Annotated in this window: 23 protein-coding genes, 1 tRNA gene and 2 pseudogenes; 11 read left to right on the top strand and 15 right to left on the bottom strand. The window is 59.4% G+C overall.

Translation table 11 applies throughout. The features are described 5' to 3' along the window. The first annotated feature begins 33 nt into the window (after positions 1 to 33). Both GSQ91_RS25240 and GSQ91_RS25235 read left to right on the top strand, forming a co-directional pair. Positions 34 to 765, top strand: a complete 732-nt coding sequence (locus tag GSQ91_RS25240) for a DUF6624 domain-containing protein (RefSeq protein WP_158824482.1) — start codon at positions 34 to 36, stop codon at positions 763 to 765. A 136-nt stretch (positions 766 to 901) separates the two neighbouring features. Continuing rightward, complete coding sequence (locus GSQ91_RS25235) at positions 902 to 1,138, top strand: hypothetical protein (RefSeq protein WP_158824481.1); 237 nt, start codon at positions 902 to 904, stop codon at positions 1,136 to 1,138. A 24-nt stretch (positions 1,139 to 1,162) separates the two neighbouring features. Here GSQ91_RS25235 and GSQ91_RS25230 read toward each other — a convergent pair whose 3' ends face one another. The 9 genes and pseudogenes from GSQ91_RS25230 to GSQ91_RS25195 all read right to left on the bottom strand — a co-directional run bounded on the left by GSQ91_RS25230 (position 1,163) and on the right by GSQ91_RS25195 (position 7,880). Continuing rightward, positions 1,163 to 1,372, bottom strand: a complete 210-nt coding sequence (locus GSQ91_RS25230; RefSeq protein ID WP_158824480.1) for a hypothetical protein — start codon at positions 1,370 to 1,372, stop codon at positions 1,163 to 1,165. A 25-nt stretch (positions 1,373 to 1,397) separates the two neighbouring features. After that, on the bottom strand, positions 1,398 to 1,895 hold the full coding sequence (locus tag GSQ91_RS25225; RefSeq protein WP_158824479.1) for an iron-sulfur cluster assembly accessory protein: 498 nt from the start codon (positions 1,893 to 1,895) through the stop codon (positions 1,398 to 1,400). Between the two features lie 133 nt (positions 1,896 to 2,028). Then, on the bottom strand, positions 2,029 to 2,448 hold the full coding sequence (gene iscU / locus GSQ91_RS25220; RefSeq protein WP_158824478.1) for a Fe-S cluster assembly scaffold IscU: 420 nt from the start codon (positions 2,446 to 2,448) through the stop codon (positions 2,029 to 2,031). A gap of 62 nt (positions 2,449 to 2,510) precedes the next feature. Then, a complete protein-coding gene (locus GSQ91_RS25215) occupies positions 2,511 to 3,974 on the bottom strand; it encodes a zinc dependent phospholipase C family protein (protein WP_158824477.1) in 1,464 nt (487 codons plus the stop codon). Positions 3,975 to 4,034: 60 nt separating this feature from the next. Continuing rightward, a pseudogene (locus tag GSQ91_RS26330) lies at positions 4,035 to 4,343 on the bottom strand (VOC family protein); the annotation flags it as partial. Between the two features lie 99 nt (positions 4,344 to 4,442). Beyond that, a pseudogene (locus GSQ91_RS26025) lies at positions 4,443 to 4,865 on the bottom strand (Clp protease N-terminal domain-containing protein); the annotation flags it as partial. A 48-nt stretch (positions 4,866 to 4,913) separates the two neighbouring features. Further along, on the bottom strand, positions 4,914 to 5,831 hold the full coding sequence (locus GSQ91_RS25205) for a DUF1080 domain-containing protein (RefSeq protein WP_158824475.1): 918 nt from the start codon (positions 5,829 to 5,831) through the stop codon (positions 4,914 to 4,916). 235 nt (positions 5,832 to 6,066) lie between these two features. Beyond that, the gene (locus tag GSQ91_RS25200) at positions 6,067 to 7,338 is read right to left on the bottom strand and encodes an IscS subfamily cysteine desulfurase (protein ID WP_158824474.1); all 1,272 of its coding nucleotides are present in this window, start codon (positions 7,336 to 7,338) and stop codon (positions 6,067 to 6,069) included. Between the two features lie 83 nt (positions 7,339 to 7,421). Beyond that, on the bottom strand, positions 7,422 to 7,880 hold the full coding sequence (locus GSQ91_RS25195) for an Rrf2 family transcriptional regulator (protein WP_158824473.1): 459 nt from the start codon (positions 7,878 to 7,880) through the stop codon (positions 7,422 to 7,424). 132 nt (positions 7,881 to 8,012) lie between these two features. Here GSQ91_RS25195 and GSQ91_RS25190 point away from each other — a divergent pair, with 132 nt between their 5' ends. From GSQ91_RS25190 to rpmB, 4 genes are all read left to right on the top strand, one after another. Next, positions 8,013 to 8,474 carry a GNAT family N-acetyltransferase gene (locus tag GSQ91_RS25190; RefSeq protein WP_158824472.1) on the top strand — a complete coding sequence of 154 codons (462 nt, stop codon included), beginning with the start codon at positions 8,013 to 8,015 and terminating at the stop codon, positions 8,472 to 8,474. Between the two features lie 24 nt (positions 8,475 to 8,498). Next, entirely contained in the window at positions 8,499 to 9,125 is a 627-nt protein-coding gene (locus GSQ91_RS25185; RefSeq protein WP_254064872.1) for a CDP-alcohol phosphatidyltransferase family protein, read from the top strand. A 166-nt stretch (positions 9,126 to 9,291) separates the two neighbouring features. After that, positions 9,292 to 9,368: transfer RNA gene (locus GSQ91_RS25180), tRNA-Val, on the top strand. A gap of 115 nt (positions 9,369 to 9,483) precedes the next feature. Further along, positions 9,484 to 9,672 (top strand): 50S ribosomal protein L28, encoded by a 189-nt coding sequence (gene rpmB, locus GSQ91_RS25175; RefSeq protein ID WP_158824471.1) that lies wholly within the window; start codon positions 9,484 to 9,486, stop codon positions 9,670 to 9,672. A gap of 170 nt (positions 9,673 to 9,842) precedes the next feature. On the opposite strand, the gene msrB is transcribed toward rpmB, so the two are convergent. Beyond that, a complete protein-coding gene (gene msrB, locus GSQ91_RS25170) occupies positions 9,843 to 10,268 on the bottom strand; it encodes a peptide-methionine (R)-S-oxide reductase MsrB (RefSeq protein ID WP_158824470.1) in 426 nt (141 codons plus the stop codon). Between the two features lie 543 nt (positions 10,269 to 10,811). Here msrB and GSQ91_RS25165 point away from each other — a divergent pair. Then, positions 10,812 to 14,270, top strand: a complete 3,459-nt coding sequence (locus GSQ91_RS25165) for a TonB-dependent receptor (protein WP_254064871.1) — start codon at positions 10,812 to 10,814, stop codon at positions 14,268 to 14,270. Positions 14,271 to 14,342: 72 nt separating this feature from the next. Here the strand turns inward: GSQ91_RS25165 and GSQ91_RS25160 are convergent, their stop codons facing one another. Next, the gene (locus tag GSQ91_RS25160; protein ID WP_158824469.1) at positions 14,343 to 14,747 is read right to left on the bottom strand and encodes a RidA family protein; all 405 of its coding nucleotides are present in this window, start codon (positions 14,745 to 14,747) and stop codon (positions 14,343 to 14,345) included. 114 nt (positions 14,748 to 14,861) lie between these two features. Between GSQ91_RS25160 and GSQ91_RS25155 the strand changes: the two genes are divergently transcribed. Beyond that, complete coding sequence (locus GSQ91_RS25155) at positions 14,862 to 15,269, top strand: YidB family protein (RefSeq protein ID WP_158824468.1); 408 nt, start codon at positions 14,862 to 14,864, stop codon at positions 15,267 to 15,269. A 256-nt stretch (positions 15,270 to 15,525) separates the two neighbouring features. Here the strand turns inward: GSQ91_RS25155 and GSQ91_RS25150 are convergent, their stop codons facing one another. From GSQ91_RS25150 to GSQ91_RS25135, 4 genes are all read right to left on the bottom strand, one after another. Then, positions 15,526 to 16,644, bottom strand: coding sequence for a hypothetical protein (locus GSQ91_RS25150; protein WP_158824467.1), 1,119 nt, complete (start codon positions 16,642 to 16,644; stop codon positions 15,526 to 15,528). A 62-nt stretch (positions 16,645 to 16,706) separates the two neighbouring features. Then, positions 16,707 to 18,068 (bottom strand): methylenetetrahydrofolate--tRNA-(uracil(54)-C(5))-methyltransferase (FADH(2)-oxidizing) TrmFO, encoded by a 1,362-nt coding sequence (gene trmFO, locus GSQ91_RS25145; protein WP_158824466.1) that lies wholly within the window; start codon positions 18,066 to 18,068, stop codon positions 16,707 to 16,709. Between the two features lie 7 nt (positions 18,069 to 18,075). Further along, entirely contained in the window at positions 18,076 to 18,600 is a 525-nt protein-coding gene (locus GSQ91_RS25140; RefSeq protein WP_158824465.1) for a GNAT family N-acetyltransferase, read from the bottom strand. A 15-nt stretch (positions 18,601 to 18,615) separates the two neighbouring features. After that, positions 18,616 to 19,299 (bottom strand): hypothetical protein, encoded by a 684-nt coding sequence (locus GSQ91_RS25135; RefSeq protein WP_158824464.1) that lies wholly within the window; start codon positions 19,297 to 19,299, stop codon positions 18,616 to 18,618. 79 nt (positions 19,300 to 19,378) lie between these two features. On the opposite strand from GSQ91_RS25135, the gene GSQ91_RS25130 reads away from it, so the two are divergent. The 3 genes from GSQ91_RS25130 to waaC are packed head-to-tail and all read left to right on the top strand — an operon-like array spanning position 19,379 to position 22,714. Continuing rightward, on the top strand, positions 19,379 to 20,704 hold the full coding sequence (locus GSQ91_RS25130) for a 3-deoxy-D-manno-octulosonic acid transferase (protein WP_371417140.1): 1,326 nt from the start codon (positions 19,379 to 19,381) through the stop codon (positions 20,702 to 20,704). Further along, positions 20,691 to 21,701, top strand: a complete 1,011-nt coding sequence (lpxK, locus tag GSQ91_RS25125) for a tetraacyldisaccharide 4'-kinase (protein ID WP_158824463.1) — start codon at positions 20,691 to 20,693, stop codon at positions 21,699 to 21,701. The genes GSQ91_RS25130 and lpxK overlap by 14 nt, the downstream gene beginning before the upstream one ends. Beyond that, positions 21,698 to 22,714, top strand: coding sequence for a lipopolysaccharide heptosyltransferase I (gene waaC, locus GSQ91_RS25120; protein ID WP_158824462.1), 1,017 nt, complete (start codon positions 21,698 to 21,700; stop codon positions 22,712 to 22,714). Before lpxK ends, waaC begins: the two co-directional genes overlap by 4 nt. Positions 22,715 to 22,718: the final 4 nt, after the last annotated feature.

Genomic DNA, 22,718 nt, shown 5'->3' with positions numbered 1-22,718 from the left:
CAGCGCGAAGCAAGAATCGTATGATTGCTATCTATGAGTCGATCAATTGTGTTGCTGCTTTCTCTTTCGTTGGGTATTCCTTCCGTGTTGGTTGCACAGAAGACCGCGGCGACGTCCGATGCAGCCGAGCCGGCATGGATGGTGGATCTCGATCACCGGCGCGAGGAGTTAGTCAAGCGCAACGGTCCTGGAACCGACGCCACGCTACGCGACCAGTTGCTGTCCATGGCCGATCGCGATCAATCGGCACGCGGCATGCAGCATGGTCAACCCAAGAGCAAAGAGAAGCTGGAGATGGCTACAAACCTCGCTGAGGTGGACGCCGGACTAACGACGGAGTTGAAGGATATCGTCGCGAAAAGCGGCTGGCCGACGATTGCGCTGGTCGGAATCGAGGCATCGAATGGGGCGATGCTGATTCTGACACATACCGCTGACCATGCCTGGCAGCTCTCGCTGCTACCCCAGCTTGAGACGCTGGCGGATGACGGCAAGATCGATGGTTCAACGTTGGCGCTCGTCATCGACAAGGAGTTGGTGGCAGAGGGCAAGCTGCAGCGCTATGGCTCGCAGTTCAAGATGCTGGATGGAGCAATGGCGATGTTCGGTGTCGAAGATCCCGGAACGCTCGATGCCCGGAGGGCCAAGGTGTTTCTTCCGCCGATGGACGTGTACAAGCAACTGCTATCGGAGATGTATCACGTGAAGACGACGGACAAGATTGCGAGTGCCACACCGCCGGCGCAAGCCCCACCAGCGCAGTAGGCTAGTGGGTTCATTCCAGCGCGTCCTGTCAGGTGCCTTAGTACGTATCACCCCAACTCTGTCATCTCGACCGAAGCGTCATGGTTTTATCGTGACGCGCAGCGGAGAGACCGGCAGCTTGCCTGAGCTTGCGACAATGTCCCCACTGGCAAACTGCAGGTCTCTCCGCTACGGCGGCAAAAGCGCTGACCCTTCGACTACGCTCAGGGTCGAGATGACAGGTTTGGGGTATCTCTATAGGAGAACCGTCTTAAGCGGCAACGAAGATACGTTCTGCGGTCGTTATGGGTTCGGGAATTGGCAGACCGTCTTCTCTGAGACCATCGATATGGATAGCAATGCCTTCGCGGATAAGTGTGGACACTTCTTCTAGTGTTTCTGCGGCATCACCAAGCCGTTATCGTTGGCGGGTGTTCTTCAGCTTCCGCTTCCACGCAGCAGTTCCAAACACTAGGCCCACTAGCGACCAACTGACGAGGCCTACGAAGCCATCTGTCGGCGTGACAGTACGATGATCGACCCAAACGTGCAACGCCGAAGTCCCCAGAAAGGTAAAGACCCCCCAACCTAAGCCAAAAGTCAGAATGAACTTCCACTTCTGAGACATCTCACCTCCGAGATGCAGATGACGTTTACGCCGAGAAGCTAGACCCGCACCCGCAGCTCTTGGTGGAGTTGGGATTGATGAAGTTGAAGCCCTGGCGCATCAGGGTCTCTTCAAAGTCCAGCACCATGCCCGCGAGGTACAGATAGCTCTTCGGATCGACGAAGAGGCGGACAGGCTTTGCCCCGCTGGGGTCGTTGGGGGTCTCGATACCGGCACCGAAGACAAAGGTGCGGTCGCGCTCGCGGGGCTTCGAGTCGAAGCGGATGTTGTAGCTCAGCCCCGAGCAGCCACCGCCCTGAACGCCCAGACGCAAACCACCCTCGTCGGGCGAGATGCCTTCTTTGGCCATGGCGACGCGGATGCGCTTGAGTGCGTTCTTCGTGATCTCGATAGCAGCCTTGGCGCGTGAGGTCTGACCCTCGGCGACGAGCAGGGTCATGCCGGCGAGCGGATCTTTGGGGGCCGCAGGCGCAGGAGCGCTCATGGACTGGCTGGTCGTCGAACTGATAGAGACTGTGGACATACGTTTATTCGATGAGTGCTAGGTCCGCAGAGAATCAAACTCTCCGCGAAAAGGCCAGAAACAAAAGCAAATACAGGGCGCGCAAAGGCCGGCGGCAAGGCTGCCCGCCGGCCTCACGGGTAAGGTTTTGCGTTTAGTGAGCCGCGACAGCGACACCGGCTTCTTCGCCGACGCCGTTCTTCTTCTTCCAGTCGCCGATCGCGGCGCGGATGGCGTCTTCCGCCAGAACCGAGCAGTGAATCTTAACCGGGGGAAGCGCGAGCTCCTTGACAATGTCGGTGTTCGAGATCGTCAACGCCTCAGCGACAGTCTTGCCCTTGACCCACTCGGTTGCGAGTGAGCTGGAGGCAATGGCCGAACCGCAGCCGAATGTCTTGAACTTGGCATCCTCGATGACCTGGGTCTCGGGATTTACCTTGATCTGGAGGCGCATGACGTCGCCGCACTCGGGGGCGCCGACCAGGCCGGTGCCAACCTCGGATGAGCTCTTATCGAGCGTGCCGACGTTGCGGGGATTTTCGTAGTGATCAACAACCTTATCGCTATATGCCATGGAAATATACCTCGTCACTTAGATGATACTCCTAAGCCAGAGGGTGCGGAAGGGTGGTGCGGTTATTGCGGAGAACCCGCAGGGGCTGGGGCTCCGGCATCGTCACCCGTGCCGTACGTGGGGTAGGGCAGCGGGTCGGTGCTGGTGGAAAGGGTCCTCATGATGGCGAGATCCTGCTGAACTGCCGTCCATGCGGAGGGGTCCTTCTTCGTGGCAAAAGGCAGGTCGAGGTTGGCGTAGTAGGCGAGGATATCGGCCTTAATGCCAGGTGGGACAGCATTATCCGGGTGCAGCGCGAGGCGATGTAGCAGCCTGGCGTAGGTGTCGTCTGTCAGGCGATAGCCGCTGGGTTTGACTGGGCTGCCAGTATCCAGGTCGCGATTGATCAAGGGGTGGTGCGGGTCGAGAGATCCTCGAGGGACCTTCTGTTCGGCTCCGGGCTTGGCAGGGAGCGGCTCAGAGGGGGTAGGGTCGCAGTGGGTATCGGCCTCTGCGGCCAGCTCGGCGGTATGCCTGGTTGCCGGAGGCGGGGTGAAGCGGCGTACCTGGGCGTCGAGTTCGTCGGCCGAACGCATGATCGAGTGGATATAGTCGATCTCGGTCTGCTGCGTGGGGCCTTTGACGGCGACGAGCTTCAGCGAGCCAACTTTGGGCAGGATGTAGAGAAGGCCGGCGAGACAATAGGTGCCGATTCCCGCCTTCCCGCGGTAAGCGTCCCAGTTACTTTGCTGGCTGACGGCAGTGAGTTCGCTTTGGAGGCGCAGGAAGTCGGGGTCGGCGGTAATGTCGGCGGGCTCGTGCTTGCGGTGCAGCAGGGTCACGGCATAGGCGATGCGCGGAATAAAGCTGCGCACGGCGAAGCGATAGTCGGCGACATTGATGCGTGATCGGCGATGGTCGGTGAAGTCCTCGCGTAATCCGTAGGTCTGGTAGAAGGCCAGGGCGAGTTGACGGGTGGGAACCTGCAGACCGATGTGGCGCAGATAAGGCAACGGAGCGAAACGGTGGTGCGCTATCTCGTTGATATCAAAGGCGAATTCGGTCTGAACGTGCTGATGCTTTCCCTCGGCATAGTTGACGGTTGTGCCGTAGCGCTTGCCCAGCGCGGGGAACTCGATAGGCACAGCGCGGTTGGTAGCTACGGAGTGGCCGACGGAGTCGCCGATATAGTGCGAGAGCGCGCCGACGGCGAAGGCCAGCTCGTCGGCGTTGCCGGCGTTACGGAAGAGGTTCACTACAAAATCGCCCGACCGGACGTAGTGGGTGAGGTTGGAGAAGTTGGCGTCTCCGAAGGGGTAGTAACCGATGTCCTGAATGACGCAGCCGCCATAGGCATAGGCGCGGGCGTGCTCGATCTGCGCAGGCGTCAGTGTAGGGTAACGGCTGAGCAGCAGTGGGACGATGGAGCTCTGCCAGGTGAGATCGATGAGCTGTTCGTGGGTGAGCACCGAGTAGGCGCCTGCAGGACAGGCAATGCCGAACGTACAGAGAAGAGCGGCAATCGCGAGGCGGAGGCGGTAACGCATGCGTGTGATGAGGGTACCGCAGAGAGCGTAGCAGCGGTTTGAGGCTGCTCCGAAGGGCGCTTAGGCTTCGCCTGGATGCGAATCAAGATAGATCGCATTGCCGTCCGGATCATGCACCAGTACGGCTGTTCCACCGTCGGGACCGGTAAAGGGTGGTTTGGTAAACTCAACTCCGGCTGCCTGAAGCTGTCCGGCTATGACAGAGACGTCTTTGCCACGGAAGTTCAGCGAGTTTTCGGTGATGTGTTCCTGGTGGAGAGCGATGCGGCAAGTGCCGTTTTGCACGACGACAACGCCGTCCTCTGGGTCTCCGCCTGCGCAGTGAAAACCAAGCTTCATATAGAAGGCGAGCGAAACGTTAACATCGGCGACCTTGAGGGCGAGTTCGAAGCGTCCGAGCGTTGTCCATATCTTTAATGAGCCAATATGCCGGGGTGGTTCTGGTTTGGGCAGGTCTTGTGGCGGCACGGTGTGTCGTAACTCTTTGCGCATGGCCTTGAGGCCCATGCCCCGTTCGGTGAGGATCTTAGCCGCTAAGGACTTGTCTTCACGCAACAGGCCGAGTACAAGGTGTTCGGTGCCAATGTGATCGTGCTTCAGCAGGTTGGCTTCTTCGGCGGCATAGGCAAGCACGCGCCTGCACTCCTGGGTGAGCGGGAGGTCAACGGGGGTGCTGATCTTCTCTCGTGCCGGAGTGTGCTGTTCGATCTGACCGCGGATGGATGCAATGCTGGCGTGCGAGTCGAGGAGACGCTTTGTCAGGGCCTGGTCTTCGTGCAGAAGTCCTAGGAGGAGGTGTTCTGTCTCGATGAAGGGGGAACCGAAGTTGCTTGCCTCATGGCGAGCGAAGAAGATCGTGCGGCGGGCCTTCTCTGTATACCGTTCGAACATGCTCTTATCTTGCTCCAATGACTGCTCAAGCAGTTCTTTTCCTCCGATTTAATTCAACTTTCTTAGCCAGATATTACGAACCGAGATCTTTGTGGGGGAGCCTTCCAGCTCTATACCGATCAAACCGGAGACGTTGTTCGACGATTTGGGGTCGTCGTCGACATAGGCCGCCATGAGCTGCCCATTCATAATGTGCATCATGACGCCGCCACGGGCGATGATCTCGTACTGGTTCCAGTCATTGATCTTAACGGAGCCGCCCAGGGCATCGCGGCTGCCAATGTTCCCCAGCAGCCGTTGCGATTTGCCGGGTTCGGATTCGGTCACCTGGCCACGCCAGGCGAGGATGCCGAGATCGGTATTTTCAGAGTAGAACTGACCGTTGTAGGCGAAGGTGTTGGGCGAGACGGGATACCAGAAGTCAGCCTGCGGGCCGGTCATCATCCACTTGAGCGGTGGCAGGGGAATGCCGGGTTGGCTGCCACGAATCCAGACCTTGCCGACCGAACTGCGGTACTGAATACCGCTGCCGCCGCCCTTCTCAACCTTGATCTCGAGCTTCAGATCGAAGTCGTGAGCTTCGGCGCCATGGTAGGAGATGTAACTGTTGGCGCGGCGGCTCTCCGTTGTGGACTCGCCGACGATGGCGCCATCTTCGACGCGCCAGACGTCAGGGTCGCCGTCCCAGTCTTTCAGGGTTTTACCGTCAAAGATCTGCGTGAAACCGGCGTGCTCGTCGAAGTCGATGGGGTCGGGCTCATGAAATCGGATGGCATGTTTCGGCGCGGGTGCGGTCTGAGTGGATGGTGCCGGCACCGAAGTCCCAGAGCCAGCAGACTGCACGGATGTGCCCGTCGCGGACTGTTGAGCCGGTGCAATACCGATCGCCGCCAAGAGAAATGCAGCGAGGAGTGCATGTCTTCCACGAACAGGAAGTCCTGTATGCCTTATGGCGTTTTGCAGCATTTTTCACCTGTCCAGTGCATCCGTGCCCACCGGCACGGATGTCGTTAGGGTTGAAATCTCTGTGGAGGCTTTAGCCTATTGAGCTTTTTGCTTCGCCCGATGATTTTACCGGCAGAAAAGAGAATCCCCCGCGCCTTTGCAAAGAGATTGCTAAAGCGCGGGGGCTGCTTGATGTAGAGCGAGCAAGAACAGAGCTTTGAACTGTTTCCTGTTTCCTGTTTCCTGTTCTTAGTTTTTAGTGCGCGGCCCACTCGATCTTCGAGAGGTCGATGCCTTCCTTGACCATCTCGTACAGCGGCGACAGTTCGCGCAGCTTCGAGACGACGTCGATCAGCTTATCGCTGACGTAGTCGACTTCTTCCTTGGTGTTGAAGCGTCCGAGACCGAAGCGGATGGAGCTATGGGCGACGTCATCGCCAAGGCCGAGAGCCTTGAGAACATAGCTGGGCTCCAGCGTGGCCGAGGTGCAGGCCGAGCCGGACGACACGGCGATGTCGTTGATACCCATCAAGAGCGATTCGCCCTCGACGTAGACAAAGCTCATGTTCAAGTTGCCGGGCAGGTGGTGGTCCATGTTGCCGTTGACCTGGGTATAGTCGAGCGCCTTCTCGAGCTTCGCGCGGAGATAATCGCGGAGCTCGATCTCGCGCTTGCTTTCCGCTTCCATCTCGTTCTGGCAGATCTCGCAAGCCGCGCCCAGGCCGACGATGCCCGGGACATTCAGCGTGCCCGAACGCATGCCGCGCTCGTGGCCTCCGCCGTTGATCTGCTCCGAGATCTGCACGCGCGGGTTACGACGGCGAACATACAGCGCGCCGACACCCTTGGGGCCGTAGATCTTGTGGCCGCTGAGCGAGAGCACATCAATGTTGTCGGTGATGACGTTGACCGGAATCTTACCGACAGCTTGCACGGCATCGGTATGGAAGAGCACACCCTTCTCGTGGCACAGCTTGCCGATCTCGCGGATAGGCTGGATCACGCCGATCTCGTTGTTCGCGTACATGATCGAGACGAGGATCGTCTGGTCGTCCATCGCGCGCTTCAGGTCTTCGATGTCGATCAGACCATCAGCCTGCGCAGGCAGATAGGTGATCCGGTAGCCGGACTTCTCCAGGCGCTTGCAGGTGTCGAGCACAGCCTTGTGCTCCGTGACCTGGGTGATGATGTGGTTCCCGCGCTCGCGGTACATCTCGGCGATGCCCTTGATAGCAAGGTTGTTCGACTCGGTGGCCCCGGAGGTAAAGATGATCTCCTTGGCGGTACAGCCGATGAGCTTGGCGATCTGTTCGCGCGACTTTTCGACTGCGGCCTCTGCCTCCCAGCCGAAGCTGTGGTTGCGGCTGGCGGCGTTGCCGAAGATGCCGGTCAGGTAGGGCATCATGGCTTCAAGCACGCGCGGGTCCAGCGGTGTGGTGGCGTGGTTGTCCATGTAGATGGGCAGTTTGACGCCTGCGGGCAAGGGCTCGTTCGACTGGGTGACGTTGATTCCGATAGTTTCAGCCATGATGGTTGTGCTCCTAAACATTGGGTAATGCTGGTGATTTCCGGCCAGCTTTAAACGACAAGCCAGCCAGCTGCGAATAAAAACTAGAGCGCGATGCTCACAAGACCGCCGGCCAACGCTGCAGCAGGGGAAGCCTCGGCCGGCTCAATCAGATCCGAGACGTGAATGCCGCTCAGCAGTTCCTTGATGCTGTCGTTGACTTTGCGCAACGGTTCTTTGATGGTGCAGGTACCGTGTAGGTCGCAGGTTCCGTGAATCGTAATGCAACTGGTGATGAAAAGCGGGCCGTCGATGGCGCGGATAACCTCAAACGCCGAAATGTCCTGAGCTGGGCGGGCAAGCGCGTATCCACCATTGGTTCCAGCGTGCGAGACCAGCAGGCCGGCCTTGGCCAGCGTCTGGAGAATCTTGGCCAGAAGCTGCGGAGGGATGTGGTAAGCCTCGGCGACATCCTTGGCCGACTGCGCACCGCTGTCGGCCTGTTCGGCAAGGTACTTGAGCGCCATCAGTCCGTAATCCGCTTTTTTGGTGAGTCGCAGCATAGTTGATATTGGCGAATCCTGCGCTCGTCGCGTAGATTTCGGCCATTCTCAGTGTACGGCGCGCGGCGTCTGGAAGCAAGACTAATGCAGTCGGATATTAATAACACCGGGATTGGAAGGAGAATGTTGTCTATGAGTGCGGTCGAGCATAGGAACGAGATAGTCGTGCGGCCTGTCGAAGGCGGAGACGCCGCGGCCGTCGGAGAGTTGATTGTGCAGCTTGGCTATGCACGGCCACTGGCAGAGGTGCAGCGGTGGATTGAGGAACTCCCTGGCTATGCGGAGAGACAGGCAGTCTTTGTCGCTTGTGAGGAGGATCAGGTTGTAGGTTGGATCGAGGTGTCTCTGGAGCGGCGCCTACAGACAGCGCCCTTTGCCCTGATTGGCGGCCTTGTCGTAAGGGATGGCGTTCGCGGAAAGGGCATTGGGCGGCTGTTGTGCGAAGCGGCGGAGCGATGGAGCCGGGAGCATGGCGCCGGTGTTGTGAGAGTGACGTCGCGCAGCACTCGCGAGGCTGCCCACCAGTTTTACCTGCGGGCTGGGTATAGCCAGGTGAAGATATCGCTTGTGTTTGAGAAGAGACTCCAGGGTTGACGGGCCAGAATTGCCTATACAGGTATGGCAGGAAATCGGCTACTATGCGATATTCCATTGAGCCATCTTGTGAATGCTTTCCGCCAATTCCGTGCCACCCCCAACCTCCTCACCATGCTGCGGTTGTTCATTCTGCCGTTCCTGGTCATCACGATTCTCGATGGCCACTGGGGAGTGGCGTTTGCCTTGCTGTGGTTGGCTGGCGTGAGCGACGGCCTGGACGGTCTGCTGGCGCGTTGGCTGCAGCAGCGCACCACGCTCGGCCAGTACCTCGACCCCATCGCCGACAAGCTGCTCCTGAGCACTCTGTTTATCGTGCTGACCCATGTGGGCCTGATCCCACGCTACGTAACGGTGTTGGTCTTCAGCCGCGACCTGGGGATTCTGCTGATCGCAACGCTGCTGTTTGCCACCCACACCCTGCGTGACTTCCGCCCCAGCCTTCTGGGCAAAGTGAACACCGTCGTGCAGATTCTGGGTGTGCTGACGGTGATGACCTGCCAGGTGATCCCGCGGGCAGGGCTTACCCAGCTGAAGAGCCTGTTGCTGTGGACGATTGCCGTGATGGCGCCGGTGTCCGCGGCGGAATATGCATGGATTGTGATCCGTCGGGTGCACGAACCAGTAGCTGCTGCGCCGCCAAAGGCATAAGAGCTTTTGACACAGAGGTTTTTCGGGATAGGCACGGACGCCATCGCGACCTCCGCGAAACCTCTGCGGCCTCTGCGTTAAAGATTTTCTCTACAGCTACCCCTGCTTCCGGTAGAACTGGGTTGCGGGGCTGACGACTTGCAGATACACTGAATAGACGCACCAGAGGCGCGTAGCTCAGTTGGTTAGAGCGCTACCTTGACACGGTAGAGGTCAGCGGTTCGAATCCGCTCGTGCCTACCACTCCCTTCCGTAGCATGGGCAGGATAGAAACCGGAGAAAGTTTCCGGAGCCTAGATTGCGCGTGGGTTGTTGCTGGAGTCTCTTCTGGGGCAAAAGATTCGTTTGGAGTAATGTCATGGCACAGGTATGTGAGCTTTGCGGCAAAGGCCCGCAGTTCGGCAACAACATCTCGCACGCGCACAACGTCACCCGTCGGCGCTGGAACCCGAACCTTCAATCGGTTAAGTCTGTCACCAACGGCGCGACCAAGCGCGTAAAGGTCTGCACCAGCTGCATCAAGACCGGAAAAGTTGTTAAGGGCTAGGAAACAGCAAGCAGGAAACAGCAAACAGTAGCCCTCGTGGATGCTGTCGCATAAGTGTACCTACCGCACAATTCAAGAAATTAGTAAACGCCCCGCCTGCATGAAGCAAGCGGGGCGTTTTTACTTAACCTGTTTCCTGTTTCCTGTTTCCTGTTTCCTGTTTCCTGCTCTTAGCTCTTCTTCTCAAACGCCAGCGACGCTGAGTTGATGCAGAAGCGCTGCCCGGTGGGTTTGGGGCCGTCGGGGAAGACGTGGCCTAGGTGTGCTCCGCAGGTGGCGCAGGTGATCTCAATGCGGCGCATGCCGTAGCTATTGTCTTCGTGGGAAGTGACGGCGTCCGACGAGATCGGTGCATAGAAGCTTGGCCAGCCGCAGCCGGAGTCGAACTTGGTTTCGGATGTGAAGAGCGGGGCGTCGCACGCACCGCAGTGGTACATGCCGTCGTCGTGGTTGTTGGTCAGCACGCCGGTAAAGGGGCGTTCTGTGCCCTTCTCGCGCATGACGTGGTACTGCTCGGGAGTGAGTAGGGCGCGCCACTCGGCGTCGGTCTTCTCAATCTTCTTCGGCTTCGTGCCGGTGGTAATCGTGTCTGGCATAGTCGTCTCCTCTGGTCTCCATTAGATGCTGCCGGATGGCGGACGGTCCAGTAGCGAGTCTTCTCGGCGGCTCGGGAAATAGCACTCTTTTTTGCAGAGCTGTCGGAGCACCAGGGCCTGGGCCTGCGCGCTGCTTGCCCGCGCTAGCCGTTGAACTTCTTCATAGAGCCGAATTCTTTGGCGACGTTTCGACGGCAAGAAGAATAGGTCTCATTCGTCCCACCTCCAACCAAATATGAAGATATTTCTCCAGTGCAACTTTAGAGAGAAAGTTCATTTCTACTTATTAAACCGCTTGACAAGAGTGTATTGGATGTTCTCTTATGTTCTCCGTTCCCAGTAGGCCAGATCTACGAGTGTAGAGATTAGCGTTTGTCTTGAAGGCAAATACACCAACTCTGGTGGGGCGGCTTTGCGCAACCACTTTCGAGGAGAGCCATGCAAATTTTTCGTCAACTTCTTCAATGTCAGATCCAAAATCATCGGCAAAGGGGCCTTTTTCGCGGATGGTTTCCGCGATGGAATGCCAGGCGTGTTCTGTCGTTGGCCGCAATCTGCATCTTGCTCATGGGGTTGTCAGGGGCACTGCGGGCACAGCTCAGTACCGCTACGATGTTTGGTACCATCACGGACTCAACAGGCGCCGGCGTCCCCAACGCGAGCGTCACACTGACTCAGACGGACACCAACTTCACCCGAACCTTCAAAAGCAAGGCCGACGGTTCGTATCACGAGGAGTTCCTGCCGGTAGGCCCCTATAAGGTGACTGTCACGGCCCCGGGATTCAAGACACTCGATCGTGCTGGCGTGGTCCTCGAGGTCATGCAGAATGCCGAGTTGACACTCGCGCTGGAGCCTGGCGGAGCCAGTGAAACGGTCACGGTCACTGAGGATGTCCCCCTGGTAAACCTGGGGAGCGCAACCCTGGGCCGCACGGTCTCCAACGTGGAGATCGACAATCTACCGCTGGTAGGCCGCAATGTCTATCAGTTGCTCAGCCTCACCCCGGGCGTTCAGTCCAACACCACAACGAACCTTCTGGGCTTCCAGGAACAGCACGTTTACATCAACGGTTCGACGGATGACTTCACTGGCCAGGTCTCGTTCTATCTCGACGGCGGACTCAACATGACCGGCGATCGCAACAGCGGTAACGTCATTCCCAACCCCGACGCGGTCAGCCAGTTCAATGTTCAAACCAACAACTTCAATGCAACGCTCGGACGATACGCAGCTGCCGTCGTCAGCGTGGTGACGAAGTCAGGGACCAACCAATACCACGGCTCAGCCTTCGAGTTCTATCGCACCAGGAACTTTACGGCCGTCGCGCACAACTCAACAACCAAAGCCCCCTATGCCCGCAATGAGTACGGCGCAACGCTGGGAGGCCCTATCCGCAAGGACAAGGATTTCTTCTTTGGGAGCTTTGGCGGTCTGCGCGACACCACATCTCCGGCATTTAGCGGCAATGTTCCCGACGCCGCTCAGATCGCCGGCAATTTCTCCGAGAATCTGCCCTCCGACATCACGACCTGTAAGCAGAGTCCTTCCAAGGCAGACAACACAGCCTTCAAATTCCTTGTCTGCAACCCCGCTACGAATACGCCATACCCCAACAACATCATTACGACACCTCTCGACCCAACGGCGGTCAACATCGCGAACTATCTGAGTTCCAAGGGGGTCAAACCTGGCGTTGGGGCGGGTGAATTCGGCGACAACCAATATACCTATAGGGAGTTCGACCCTACGCCGGAGATGTACAACCAGTATCTGATCAAGACGGAACATCAGTTGACGGCGAACCACCGTCTCACCCTGTCGTACTTCCTGTACGACTACAGTATTCGGGTCAATCCTGGTGGCCTGACACCACAACAATGGACCTATTCGAGCTACGCGACCAAGCAGCAGAACGCAAATGCGAGCGACACCTGGACGATCAGTCCGCGCACCATCAACCAGGCCTGGCTGAGTTATACACGGCAGCATGGCGGCCGCATCCCGGTCCCGGACAATAGCACGTTTGCAAACTTTGGGTCCGACTTCGGCATCTCGGGGCTTCCCTCCCGCGGGCAAGTCTCCGTCCCCAGTTGGTTTACGCTCTCGCAGTCCATCACCGGCCCTAAGGCCGGCACGAATCTCTATGCCTTTCGGGATGTGCTCAGCACCACGCGCGGACAACATACGCTCGCCCTGGGCGCCGAAGCCAGTCTGGAGAAGGACTTCCAGTACACATCGCTCGACAACTACGGTGTCTTCTCCTACGCCACATCTCCAGGCACCCGTAGCAGCAATTCCATCTCGGACTATTTACTCGGCCTCCCCAGCAGCTTCGAGCAGGACACCGGCGAGTATGCAGAGGCCAACTACTGGAACTACGCCCTCTTCGCGCAGGACGACTGGCGTATTCGTCCGAACCTGACCCTCAATCTGGGTATCCGCTACGACTGGCAGCAGGCCCCGACCGATACACAAAACCGGCAGACCAACTTCTCGCCGGGAGTGCAGTCCCACGCGTTCAAGAACGTAAACATATCCGGCAAGACCGGCAACCAATTGGCCCCCATCGGCATGCTCTTTCCTGGAGACCCTGGAGTGCCCTCCACAGGAGCCTTCACGCCCGATAGCCACATCTCGCCCCGCATCGGCCTCTCGTATGATCCTTACGGCAACGGCAAGACGGTCTTCCACGTTGCCGGTGGCCTCTTCTATGGAGGCATCTCCGGCAACGAATGGGAGCTTCCCTCGAACTTCGCTCCGTATGCCGTCCGTCCCACGTTCAGCAAGGTCAATTCGATGACGCATCCGTATTCGAACGATCCGACGGAGTTTCCAGGGGGGACCAACCCGTTCCCTACACTGACGTTCACGCCCCACACGAGCACCGCCAGCTTCCTGGCCCTCAACCAGGTTTCCTCTTTCGATCCGCACTACGAGTGGCCGGTCACGTATCAGATCAACGTCGGCTTCCAGCAGCAGTTCGGCCCCGGCCTTGCACTGTCGGCGAACTATGTCGGTTCGCTCAATCGCAAGATGCCGCTTTATCGCGACCTCAATCCGCCGCAGTTCAACATCACCGCCGCCGGCACCTCCGGCCCCAGCTGCACCGACCTGACCAAAGCATGCGCTTATGCCAACACCAGCAGCACCGTCAACAACCGTCGTCCGTTGAACTCGGAGTACGGGCTTTCGGCCGCAACTCCCACCTATTCGAACGTCTACAACATTCGCTCGAATCAAAACTCCAACTATAACGGCCTGCAGGTGAATATCGAGAAGCGCATCTCGCACAACTTCAGCGCGCGCGGGTTTTACGTCTGGAGCAAGACCCTGGCCAGCAACGCTCTGGACGGGACCAACCTCGCAGGCACCTTCGTCGATGAGAACTACCCGCAGTTGGAATGGCGCCAGCGTTCGGACCAGGACAGGCGTCAAATGATGACCGCCTCGTTTGTATGGAAGACTGATTACTTTACGGGGCACAACCTGATCCTTCGGAATACGATCAACGGCTGGACGGTGACCGCCATCTGGACGGCAAACAGCGGCCAGCCCTTCACCGTGACGACCGGAGTGGACAACTACTTCGACGGCGATGGAAACAATCGTCCAAGCATCGCGCCTGGCAAGTTCGCTCACGTTCTCGACAACGGCCACTCACGTGTTGCGATGGAGAAGGAGTGGTTCGACACATCGGCTTACTGCTCCCCGGGCATTACCCCCGGTTGCCCCGGCGTTGGACCTCTGGGCCTTCTTGGAAACACGCGCCCCGCGCAACTCTCTGATCCTGGTTATCGGGACGTCGATGCCTCGCTCTTCCGCAGCTTCACGATATTTAGATCGGTGCAGTTTCAGGTTCGCGGCGAGTTTACCAACGTCTTCAATCTGACCAACCTCGGTGCGCCTTCAGCAACGATGAACAGCTCGACCTTCGGTGAGATCACCGGCAGCGGAGGCAGCAACCGCATTATCCAGGTTGGCGGCCGTATCTTGTTCTAACGTTCAACACCCGACCAAGCAACAGGCGGCGAGATCTTCTCGCCGCCTGTTGTGTTTGAGCGAAACGTGAATCTAGGCTGAAGCTTCTTTCGCGATGCACTCGATCTCGACGAGTGCATCCTTAGGCAGGGCAGCGACCTGCACGGTCGAGCGTGCTGGCGCGACCACGCCCTCGGGAGCGAAGTAGCGCGCATAGATCTCGTTCATCGCGGCAAAGTCCTTCATGTCCTTGAGGAAGACAGTAGTTTTGACGACGCGGGTGAAGTCGATGCCGGCTGCGGCGAGGACAGCCTTCAGGTTTTCAAGCACGCGGGTGGTCTGTTCGGCGATGCCGCCGGCGACGAGGTTGCCCGTGGCCGGGTCGATGGGAATCTGGCCGGAGGTGAAGATCAGGTCGCCTACGCGCACAGCTTGCGAGTAGGGACCGATGGCGGCGGGAGCGTCTTTGGTCGAGATGGCGGTCTTGTTTTGAGACATATGCTTGGATTGTGCTCCCCTGCGTAGGACGCACGCAAGCGAGCGAATTTTCTCCAATTGTGACATCGACCCGGAGCCCAAATGCTCTAGTATTCCTGTGGGAGAAATAAGCATATGGGACTGCTCGATTCTTTGGAAGGTATGGCAGCTTCGGCAATGACCGGTAGCGGCAGCGATCAGGCGAAGGTAGCTGGCGGGTTGATGCAGGTTCTTCAGGAACATCCCGAAGGCGTGCAGGCAGTTCTCAACGGCTTCCAGAACAACGGCATGGCGGGCCACGTGGCGCAATGGGCCAGCGGCGAGTTGCAGACGGCTACGCCAGATCAGGTGCAGGCCGGGCTCGGCGGCACTGGTTTGATCGAGGCGACTGCGGAGAAGGCAGGCGTCTCTCCAGAGGTGGCGAAGACCGTGCTCGCCTCGGTGATGCCGATGGTAATCTCGCACTTCGCTCCGAACGGCCAGGCGCCGGAACAAAGCCAGTTCAGCGGGCTTGCCGGACAGCTGATGTCGAAGTTCCTGTAAGAGTTTTCGCGTGACCAGCGAGAGCGAGGGATTCATCCCTCGTTCTTCTGCTGTCCGTTAAAGCCGATTCGAGTATTTCCCCTAATAGGTATAGAGCAAGCCACCGATCCGGGTGCCCCATCTTCGGCGCGGCTTTATGCGCCTAAGGTGGGCATCGGGCGAATGCCCGACCGCTCCTGCCCCTGTACGCCTTGTCTCCAAAGGCCCTGACAGTACACCGCTTTCTGCCCCGCCCTACACCTGCACGGGAAATGCTCTAAACGTTTGGATCAGGTTCCCTGTACTCGCCTTCCGGCGGTGGTGGCTGCTGTGCTTCGGCTTGCGGCACGGGTGAATAGTATCCCTGCGGAACGCCGGGATACGCATACACCGGCTGCGGCAACAATGGTTCAAGATAGCCACCGACCAGCGGATAGCGTCCCCCGAGGAAGTACAGCGCATAGGCCTGCAGGAACGTATAGAGATAGCCAAACAGCATGATGCAGGCTACGAACAGTAAGACTAAGAAGATGATTCCAAGAATCACCCAGCCCACGATCATAAAGATGTAGCCTGCGGTGCCTGCATGATGCAACGCGACCCATAGAACAGCCCCTATGCCACCCAGCGGTATGAGGGCGATCAGCAGGCCGAATACCAGGGCAAACTCGAAGATGATTGCTCCGGCGAAGGCCAGCATAAAACGCATAAAGAGATAAAGCAGCACTTGACCGGGTTCGGCGCGAATAAGGTTGACGACACGTCGCACCGTCTCTGTGAGTGGCGTGCCTTCCAGCGCCATGGACGGCAGCCCGAAGTCGTGCAGCAATGTGTAACCAGCGGCGAAGACAAGCAGGATAAGAAAAATTACGAGGATGAATCCTAGGATCGCGAGAAAGAAGGCTCCGAAGTCTTGCGATTCCATGTTGGCCCCGGAATGCAGGCTATGGACGAAGTGCAGGATGATGGGAACGAGGAATGGCGCGACGCACAGTAATGCAGCGGCGAAGAAGGCTAGCTGTAGACCCATCCAGTACCAGGTGGCTCGGCCATAGCGTCGCCATATCGGTGCGACGGTGGTATCGCGTCGCAGCACGATTTCAAACAGTACAAATTGCAGCCGCGAGCTGAGATAGAAAAAAGCGAGCGTAATAAGAAGAACGACACCGCCCACAATGAAAGCGATAGCAAGCATGGAGGCAGCGATAGCCGGAGACAGGCCGGGCATGTGCCCTCGTCCAGGATAGGAGCCGGAGAAGTTGCAGCCACCCATATTGGCGAAGAAGGCAACGGCGCCGATCTTGAGCAGCAGACGCCAACTACGCGGAGTAAGCAGAAGGCGGCGTGTATGGTTCCAGGCCGGAGAGATGGCGTCGATGGCAGAGAGTGTCCGCATGCTGCACCTCGGTAAGAGTCTCGTAGGGGAAGGCTACCGCACCATGCAGGGTTTCGTCGCCGCTATTTTGCAAGCCACGCGTCAAAGGCCTCTAACGCGCGTTCGCACTGGATACGATGACGCTCTTTCTTGTCGCGAATCTTCTTGCGTAGCTCCTCTTCAAGCGGTGGCAGCAGGTCGAAGGTGATGTTCGCGGGCTGGAATTTCTTGTGGTCGGCATGCGTGATGTAGTGGGTCAGCGAGCCGTTCGCTGTGAGGCGTGGTGCGGGCGTTGGCTGTTCCCCGCGAGCTAGTGCAGCGGCAAAGCGCCCTGCAAGCAAGCCGGAAGCAATGGACTCGGTATAGCCTTCAATGCCGGAGAGTTGACCCGCAATCAGGATGCTGGGGTGAGCCTTGAGCTGCAGTGTCTCTGTGAGCAGAGATGGCGCATGGAGATAGGTGTTGCGATGGATCTGCCCATAGCGCAGGAAGGTCGCGTGCTCCAGGCCGGGGATCATGCGCAGCACGCGCGCCTGTTCGCCGTACTTGAGGGAGTTCTGAAAGCCCACAAGGTTGTAGCTGTCGGCACGGAGATTTTCCTGCCGCAGTTGTACCGCCGCATAAGGCCAGCGGCCAGTCTTCGGATTGGTAAGTCCCGCGGGCTTCATCGGGCCGAAGCGTAGCGTATCGCGGCCGCGGCGGGCTGTCTCTTCGATGGGAAGACACCCCTCGAAGTACTGCAACTTCTCCGGTGCGGCAGTTGCGGCGTCATTGCCGGGCAACTGCTCCCAGGCCTTCTGCTCGATCTTCTCCGCCCTAGCCATGGCGTCGATGAAGGCGTCGTACTCTTCTTTGGTGAAGGGGCAGTTGATGTAGTCGGCTGTGCCTTTGTCCCAGCGCGCGGCGAAGTAGACCTTGTCCATATCGATGGTGCTGGCGTCGACGATGGGCGAGATGGAGTCGTAGAAGGCGAGGTGCTCGGCGCCGGTGAGGCGCTGCAGCTCGGCGGCCAGCGGGGAACTGGTGAGCGGACCGCTGGCGAGGATCGTGAGGGTGTCGGCATCGTTCTCATCGAGACGCGTAATCTCTTCGCGTTTGATCGTGATGCGCGGGTGCTGCTCTATCAACTCAGCTACAAGACGCGAGAACTCGGTGCGATCGACGGCCAGCGCATGGCCTGCGGGCACGGCGCTGGCATCGGCCGCCTGCAGCAGGAACGACCCTGCGCGGCGCATCTCCTGTTTGAGCAGCCAGGGCGCGGTGTTTTCGCTCTCGGACTTCAGCGAGTTCGAGCAGACGAGCTCGGCAAAGTCAGCCGTCTGATGAGCCTCGGTGGAGCGCACAGGGCGCATCTCCGAAAGCGTGACGTCGCAGTCGGCATTGGCTGCTTGTAGTGCGGCTTCGGGGCCGGCGAGTCCGCCGCCGATGATGTGAATCTTCTTCATGTATCTCTTAGGATACGTTGCCAGCGCTTGCGGCGAGCACCTGCAACGGCTCGCCCGTCAGCCGCATGATGCTCCACTCGGTCTGTACCGTCGCGCCGATGCGACGATAAACCGCAATCGCGGGCTCGTTCCAATTGAGCACATCCCACTCCAGGCGCGGACAGCCCTCATCGAGGGCGATGCGCGCCAGCTTCGCCAGCAGCGCCTTTCCGATGCCACGTCCACGCATCGCAGGTGTTACGTAGAGATCTTCGAGACGAATGCCGTGATGTCCGAGCCACGTAGAGTAGCTCGTGAAGTAGAGCGCGAAGCCTGCGGGGGCGCCATCGTAGTCGGCGATGAGTGCGGTAAAACGAGGTGGCTGTATGGTTTCAAGCGGCGCGCCATGTGGCGCGATGCCCCAGCCATCGCGCAGCAGGTCAGCTTCTGTGGCGACGACAGCGTCGGGTTCGTGCTCGTACAGGGCGAGTTCGCGGATAAATCGGAGAATCGTAGGAACGTCGTCAGGCGTGGCAGGGCGTATGTTCAGCATGATTTCGAGGGGAGCTTATTTTGTGGCGTCCGACTTCTCGGCTTTGGGGTCTGGCGCCGGCTTCAGCGGGATCTCGAAGGTATCGAGCGCCTTGTTGGAGGCGGCGTAGCGGACCTTGCGAAGCTCCAGCTGCGCCTTCTCCAGCACAGGATCGTCGAGTTCGCGCACATCGTAGTAGAGATAGCCGGAGACCGTCGTGTGCGGCGCGACGGTGGTGGTCTGGAATCCAAAATCGTTGTCGTCGGCCAGGATCTGTTTGTCGACCGGCTTGTGGTGGATGGTGATCGACGGTATCGGCGCGGGCATGGGGATCTTTGTGCCCGCGACGGACTTCAAGGCAAAGAGCCGGCGCTGCAGGTCATCATCAGTTGCAGCGGGGATTACGGTATTGTCGGCTGTAATGAAATGAATGCGCGCATCGTCGAGCGTGAGCGCCTGATCGGAGTCGTTGGTGACGATCACTCGCAGGGGCATGAAGCCGTGGTGGTAGTAGTCGAGGCGCGTATTGGGCTCGGTCTCCCGTGTGTCGCCGGGCTCGGCGGCGATGGTGACATGCTCATCGGCGTGCGTATCGTGCATCGCATACTGCCCTGCAGTCAGCGCCGGTTTGGGCTTGCGAGGCTTCTCAGCACGGGCCGATGTCATCGTCAGGGAGACGAGGGTTGCGGCAAAAGCAAGGGTCAGCCAGTGGCGGGGCATACGTTTCAATTATCCTCTTCGCTATGTGTGTGAAGCAAAGACGGCGGCAGCCCAGGCAAAAAAGAACGAGCAAAAGATCGTGACGATACTGATCTACAGCCTGCTCTTGACGCTGGGTCTCATCCTCAGTTCGCCGTGGTGGTTGCTGCGGATGGCAACGACCGAGCGCTATCGCGAAGGCCTGCGCGAGCGCCTCGGCGGCGTGCCTGCGCGACTACGCGAGGCGGTGCGTGGCAAGAGTGTGGTGTGGGTTCACGCGGTGAGCGTAGGAGAGGTGCTGGCAGCATCGCGACTGGTTGGAGAGCTGGAGACAGCGCTTGGCGACGACTTCCGCGTGGTTGTCTCGACGACGACGCGCACCGGACAGGCGCTGGCACACGAGCGTTTCGGGGCCGACCGCGTGTTCTACATGCCGCTTGATTTCGCCCGGACAGTACTGGCCTACCTGCGAGCGTTGAATCCCGCCGCACTGGTGCTGATGGAAAGCGAACTCTGGCCGCGGATGCTGCATGAGTGCGGACGTGCAGGCATCCCGGTTGTCGTGGTGAATGCACGAGTGAGCGATCGCTCGTTTGCACGCACTATGACGGTGCGCTCCATTTGGCAATACGTTCTGCGGAAGCCTTCCCTCTGGCTCGCTCAGAGTGAAGAGGACGCGCGCCGTCTGATCGCGCTGGGCGCCTGGGGAGAGACTGTAAAGGTTGGCGGCAACCTGAAGTACGATGTTCGCGCTCCGAAGCAGAGTGCGGTAGCCGTGCGAATCCGCCAGGCGATCGCAGGCCGTCCTTTGATCGTTGCAGGCAGCACCGTGGCCAGCGCCGATGCGAGCGGAGAAGACGAAGAGGCGCAATTGGCGAACCTCTGGCCGTTCGTCTTGGAGGCGTTGCCGGAGGCCGTATTGATGATTGCTCCACGGCATCCAGAGCGGTTTGCAGTGGCCCACACCCGTCTGCGTCCGTTCGGCGTTATCTCCGCTACGCAGTTGCTTGACGGCGATCTGCAATTGGGCCAGAGGACGGTCATTCTTCTGGACACGATCGGTGATCTGGCGAGCGTGTACTCCCTGGCCAGCATCGCCTTTGTGGGCGGCAGCCTGGTAGCGTCCGGCGGGCACAACCCGCTGGAGCCGGCTCAGTTTGGAGTGCCTGTCGTGATGGGTCCTTCGTTTGAAAACTTTCGCGACGTGGTCGGAAGAATGCGCGCATCGGATGGCATCTGCATCGTCCAGGACGCGGAGGAGCTGAAGCTGGTTCTGGTGGGGATGCTGAAGGACAGCGAGGCCGCACAGGCAGTGGGTGAGCGCGGGCGGCGCGTCTTTGAAGAGCAGCAGGGAGCAACGGCGCGGGCGGTTGAGGCGATTGTCTCGTTGGTGAATGCTGCGTTGGTGAAAAATGAGCACGCGTAGGGCCTGGGCCGTGCCGCTGGTACCGGTATACGCGGCAGTGCTCGCCCTGAAAGAGGCACTGCGAGGCATGGGAGTGCTGCGTACCCGCAAACTGAATTGGCCTGTTGTAAGCGTGGGTAGTCTGTCGGCAGGCGGAGCGGGCAAGACGCCCGTAGTGATCGCGCTGGCAACGATGCTGCGCGACCGCGGTTGGGGTGTGGATGTCTTGTCGCGTGGTTACGGCCGCGAAGGGCACGGGATTGAGCGTGTGCTACCCGATGCTGCCGCGGCTGCGAAACGCTTCGGCGATGAACCGATACTGATCGCACAGCGTGCAAATGTACCGGTGTGGGTGGGGTCGGATCGGTTTGCCGCAGGCGGCAGAGCGGAGAAAGATGGGACGGCAGGCACACGCGGCGTGCATCTGCTGGACGATGGCTTTCAGCATCGTCAGCTGTCGCGGGCGTTCGATGTCGTGCTGGTCACCGCAGAGGATCTGCACGATAAGTTGCTGCCCGAGGGCAATCTGCGCGAAGGTTTTGCGGCGTTACAGCGTGCGGGCGCGGTGGTTGTGCGCGCAGAGGAAGTGGAAGATGTAGCCAAGCAAGTATGGCCGCTCGTCCGTGAAGGAGCGCAGATGTGGACGGTGCAGCGGAAGCTGCGCTTTCCTGCTCCGCTGTTCGTCTTCGGTGCCGGTCTAAAGCCGGTCGCCTTTTGTGCACTGGCACGGCCAGAAGGCTTCGCCTCCATGCTCGCGGAGGCAGGTTGTGGCATCGTGGAGACGGTCGCATTTCGCGATCATCATGCCTATGAGCTGGCCGACATCGACCGCGTAATCGAGGTCGCGAGGGGGCTGAAGGCGACGGGATTCGTCACTACCGAGAAGGATGCCGTGAAGCTGACTCCAGCAATGCGAGCGCGCCTGGAAACGTTCGGATTGCTGATGGTGGTTGCCCTCGAAGCTGAGTTCGTCGAAATAGAAGCTGTCATGCGTGCGCTGGAGGCGCGTCTCTCGTGAAGGTGCTGATCGTGCGCGTCGGCGCGCTGGGCGATGTGTTGCATGCTCTGCCTGCGGTTGCAGCGCTGCGCCGTGCGCGTCCCGACTGGACAATCGACTGGGTCGTCGACCCGCGCTGGGCCCCGCTCCTGGTAGACAGTGAAGGCAGAGGGCCAATCGTCAATCGCGTGCATCTGGCGGAGACGAAGCTATGGTCGAGTGCTCCGCTATCGCCCGCCACCTTGCGATCGATTTGCGCGCTACGCAAGGCTCTGCGCGCACAGCACTATGATCTTGTCGTCGATCTGCAGGGCACGTTGCGCTCTGGCGTGATCAGTCGCATGACAGGAGCGCCGCAACGCGTGGGCTACAGCGATCCGCGTGAGTCTCTTGCCGCGAGGTTCTATACGAAGAAGTTCACACGGCGCGGAGTGCATGTTGTCGAGCAAGCCGCAGCGCTGCTCGGCGAGGCCTGTGGCATGGAACTTGCGCCGGTTGAAGTTTCTCTGCCTCGCGAAGAGTGGGCAGAGAACTGGGCAGCGGAGGAAGCCGTACTGGCCCGTCCGATGTGCGTGCTTGGAGCGGGTGGAGGCTGGGGCGCGAAGCATTGGCCCGCGGAAAAGTTTGGCGCACTGGCAGTGCAGGTGCGGATGATGGGATTCGATGTCGTCGTGAATGCGCACCACAAGGATGACGTTGTAGCAGCCGAGGTCGTAGCCGCCAGCCAGGGCGCCGCGAGGATGGTGGTCTGTAACGTCGCCGGGCTTGTGGCCTTGACGCGGCGGGCCGATCTATTTATCGGTGGCGACACAGGCCCAACGCATCTGGCGGCAGCATTGGCTGTCCCGCTGGTCGCGCTCTTCGGTCCAACCGACCCGGCGCGCAATGGGCCATGGGGGCCAGGAGCGATGCGCGTGCTCCGCGATGCATCTTCGGTAACGAGCTACAAGCACGTTGCAGACGTTGATCCAGGATTGGCGAAGCTTTCGGTGGAAACTGTGATCGAGGGCGTGCAACACGTGTGCAGATCATAGGCAA

This window comes from Granulicella sp. S156, from assembly GCF_009766105.1.
In the GTDB taxonomy this organism is placed as follows: domain Bacteria; phylum Acidobacteriota; class Terriglobia; order Terriglobales; family Acidobacteriaceae; genus Granulicella.
Note: the sequence above shows the minus strand (reverse complement) of the source record. Positions and strands in the feature narration are given on the sequence as shown.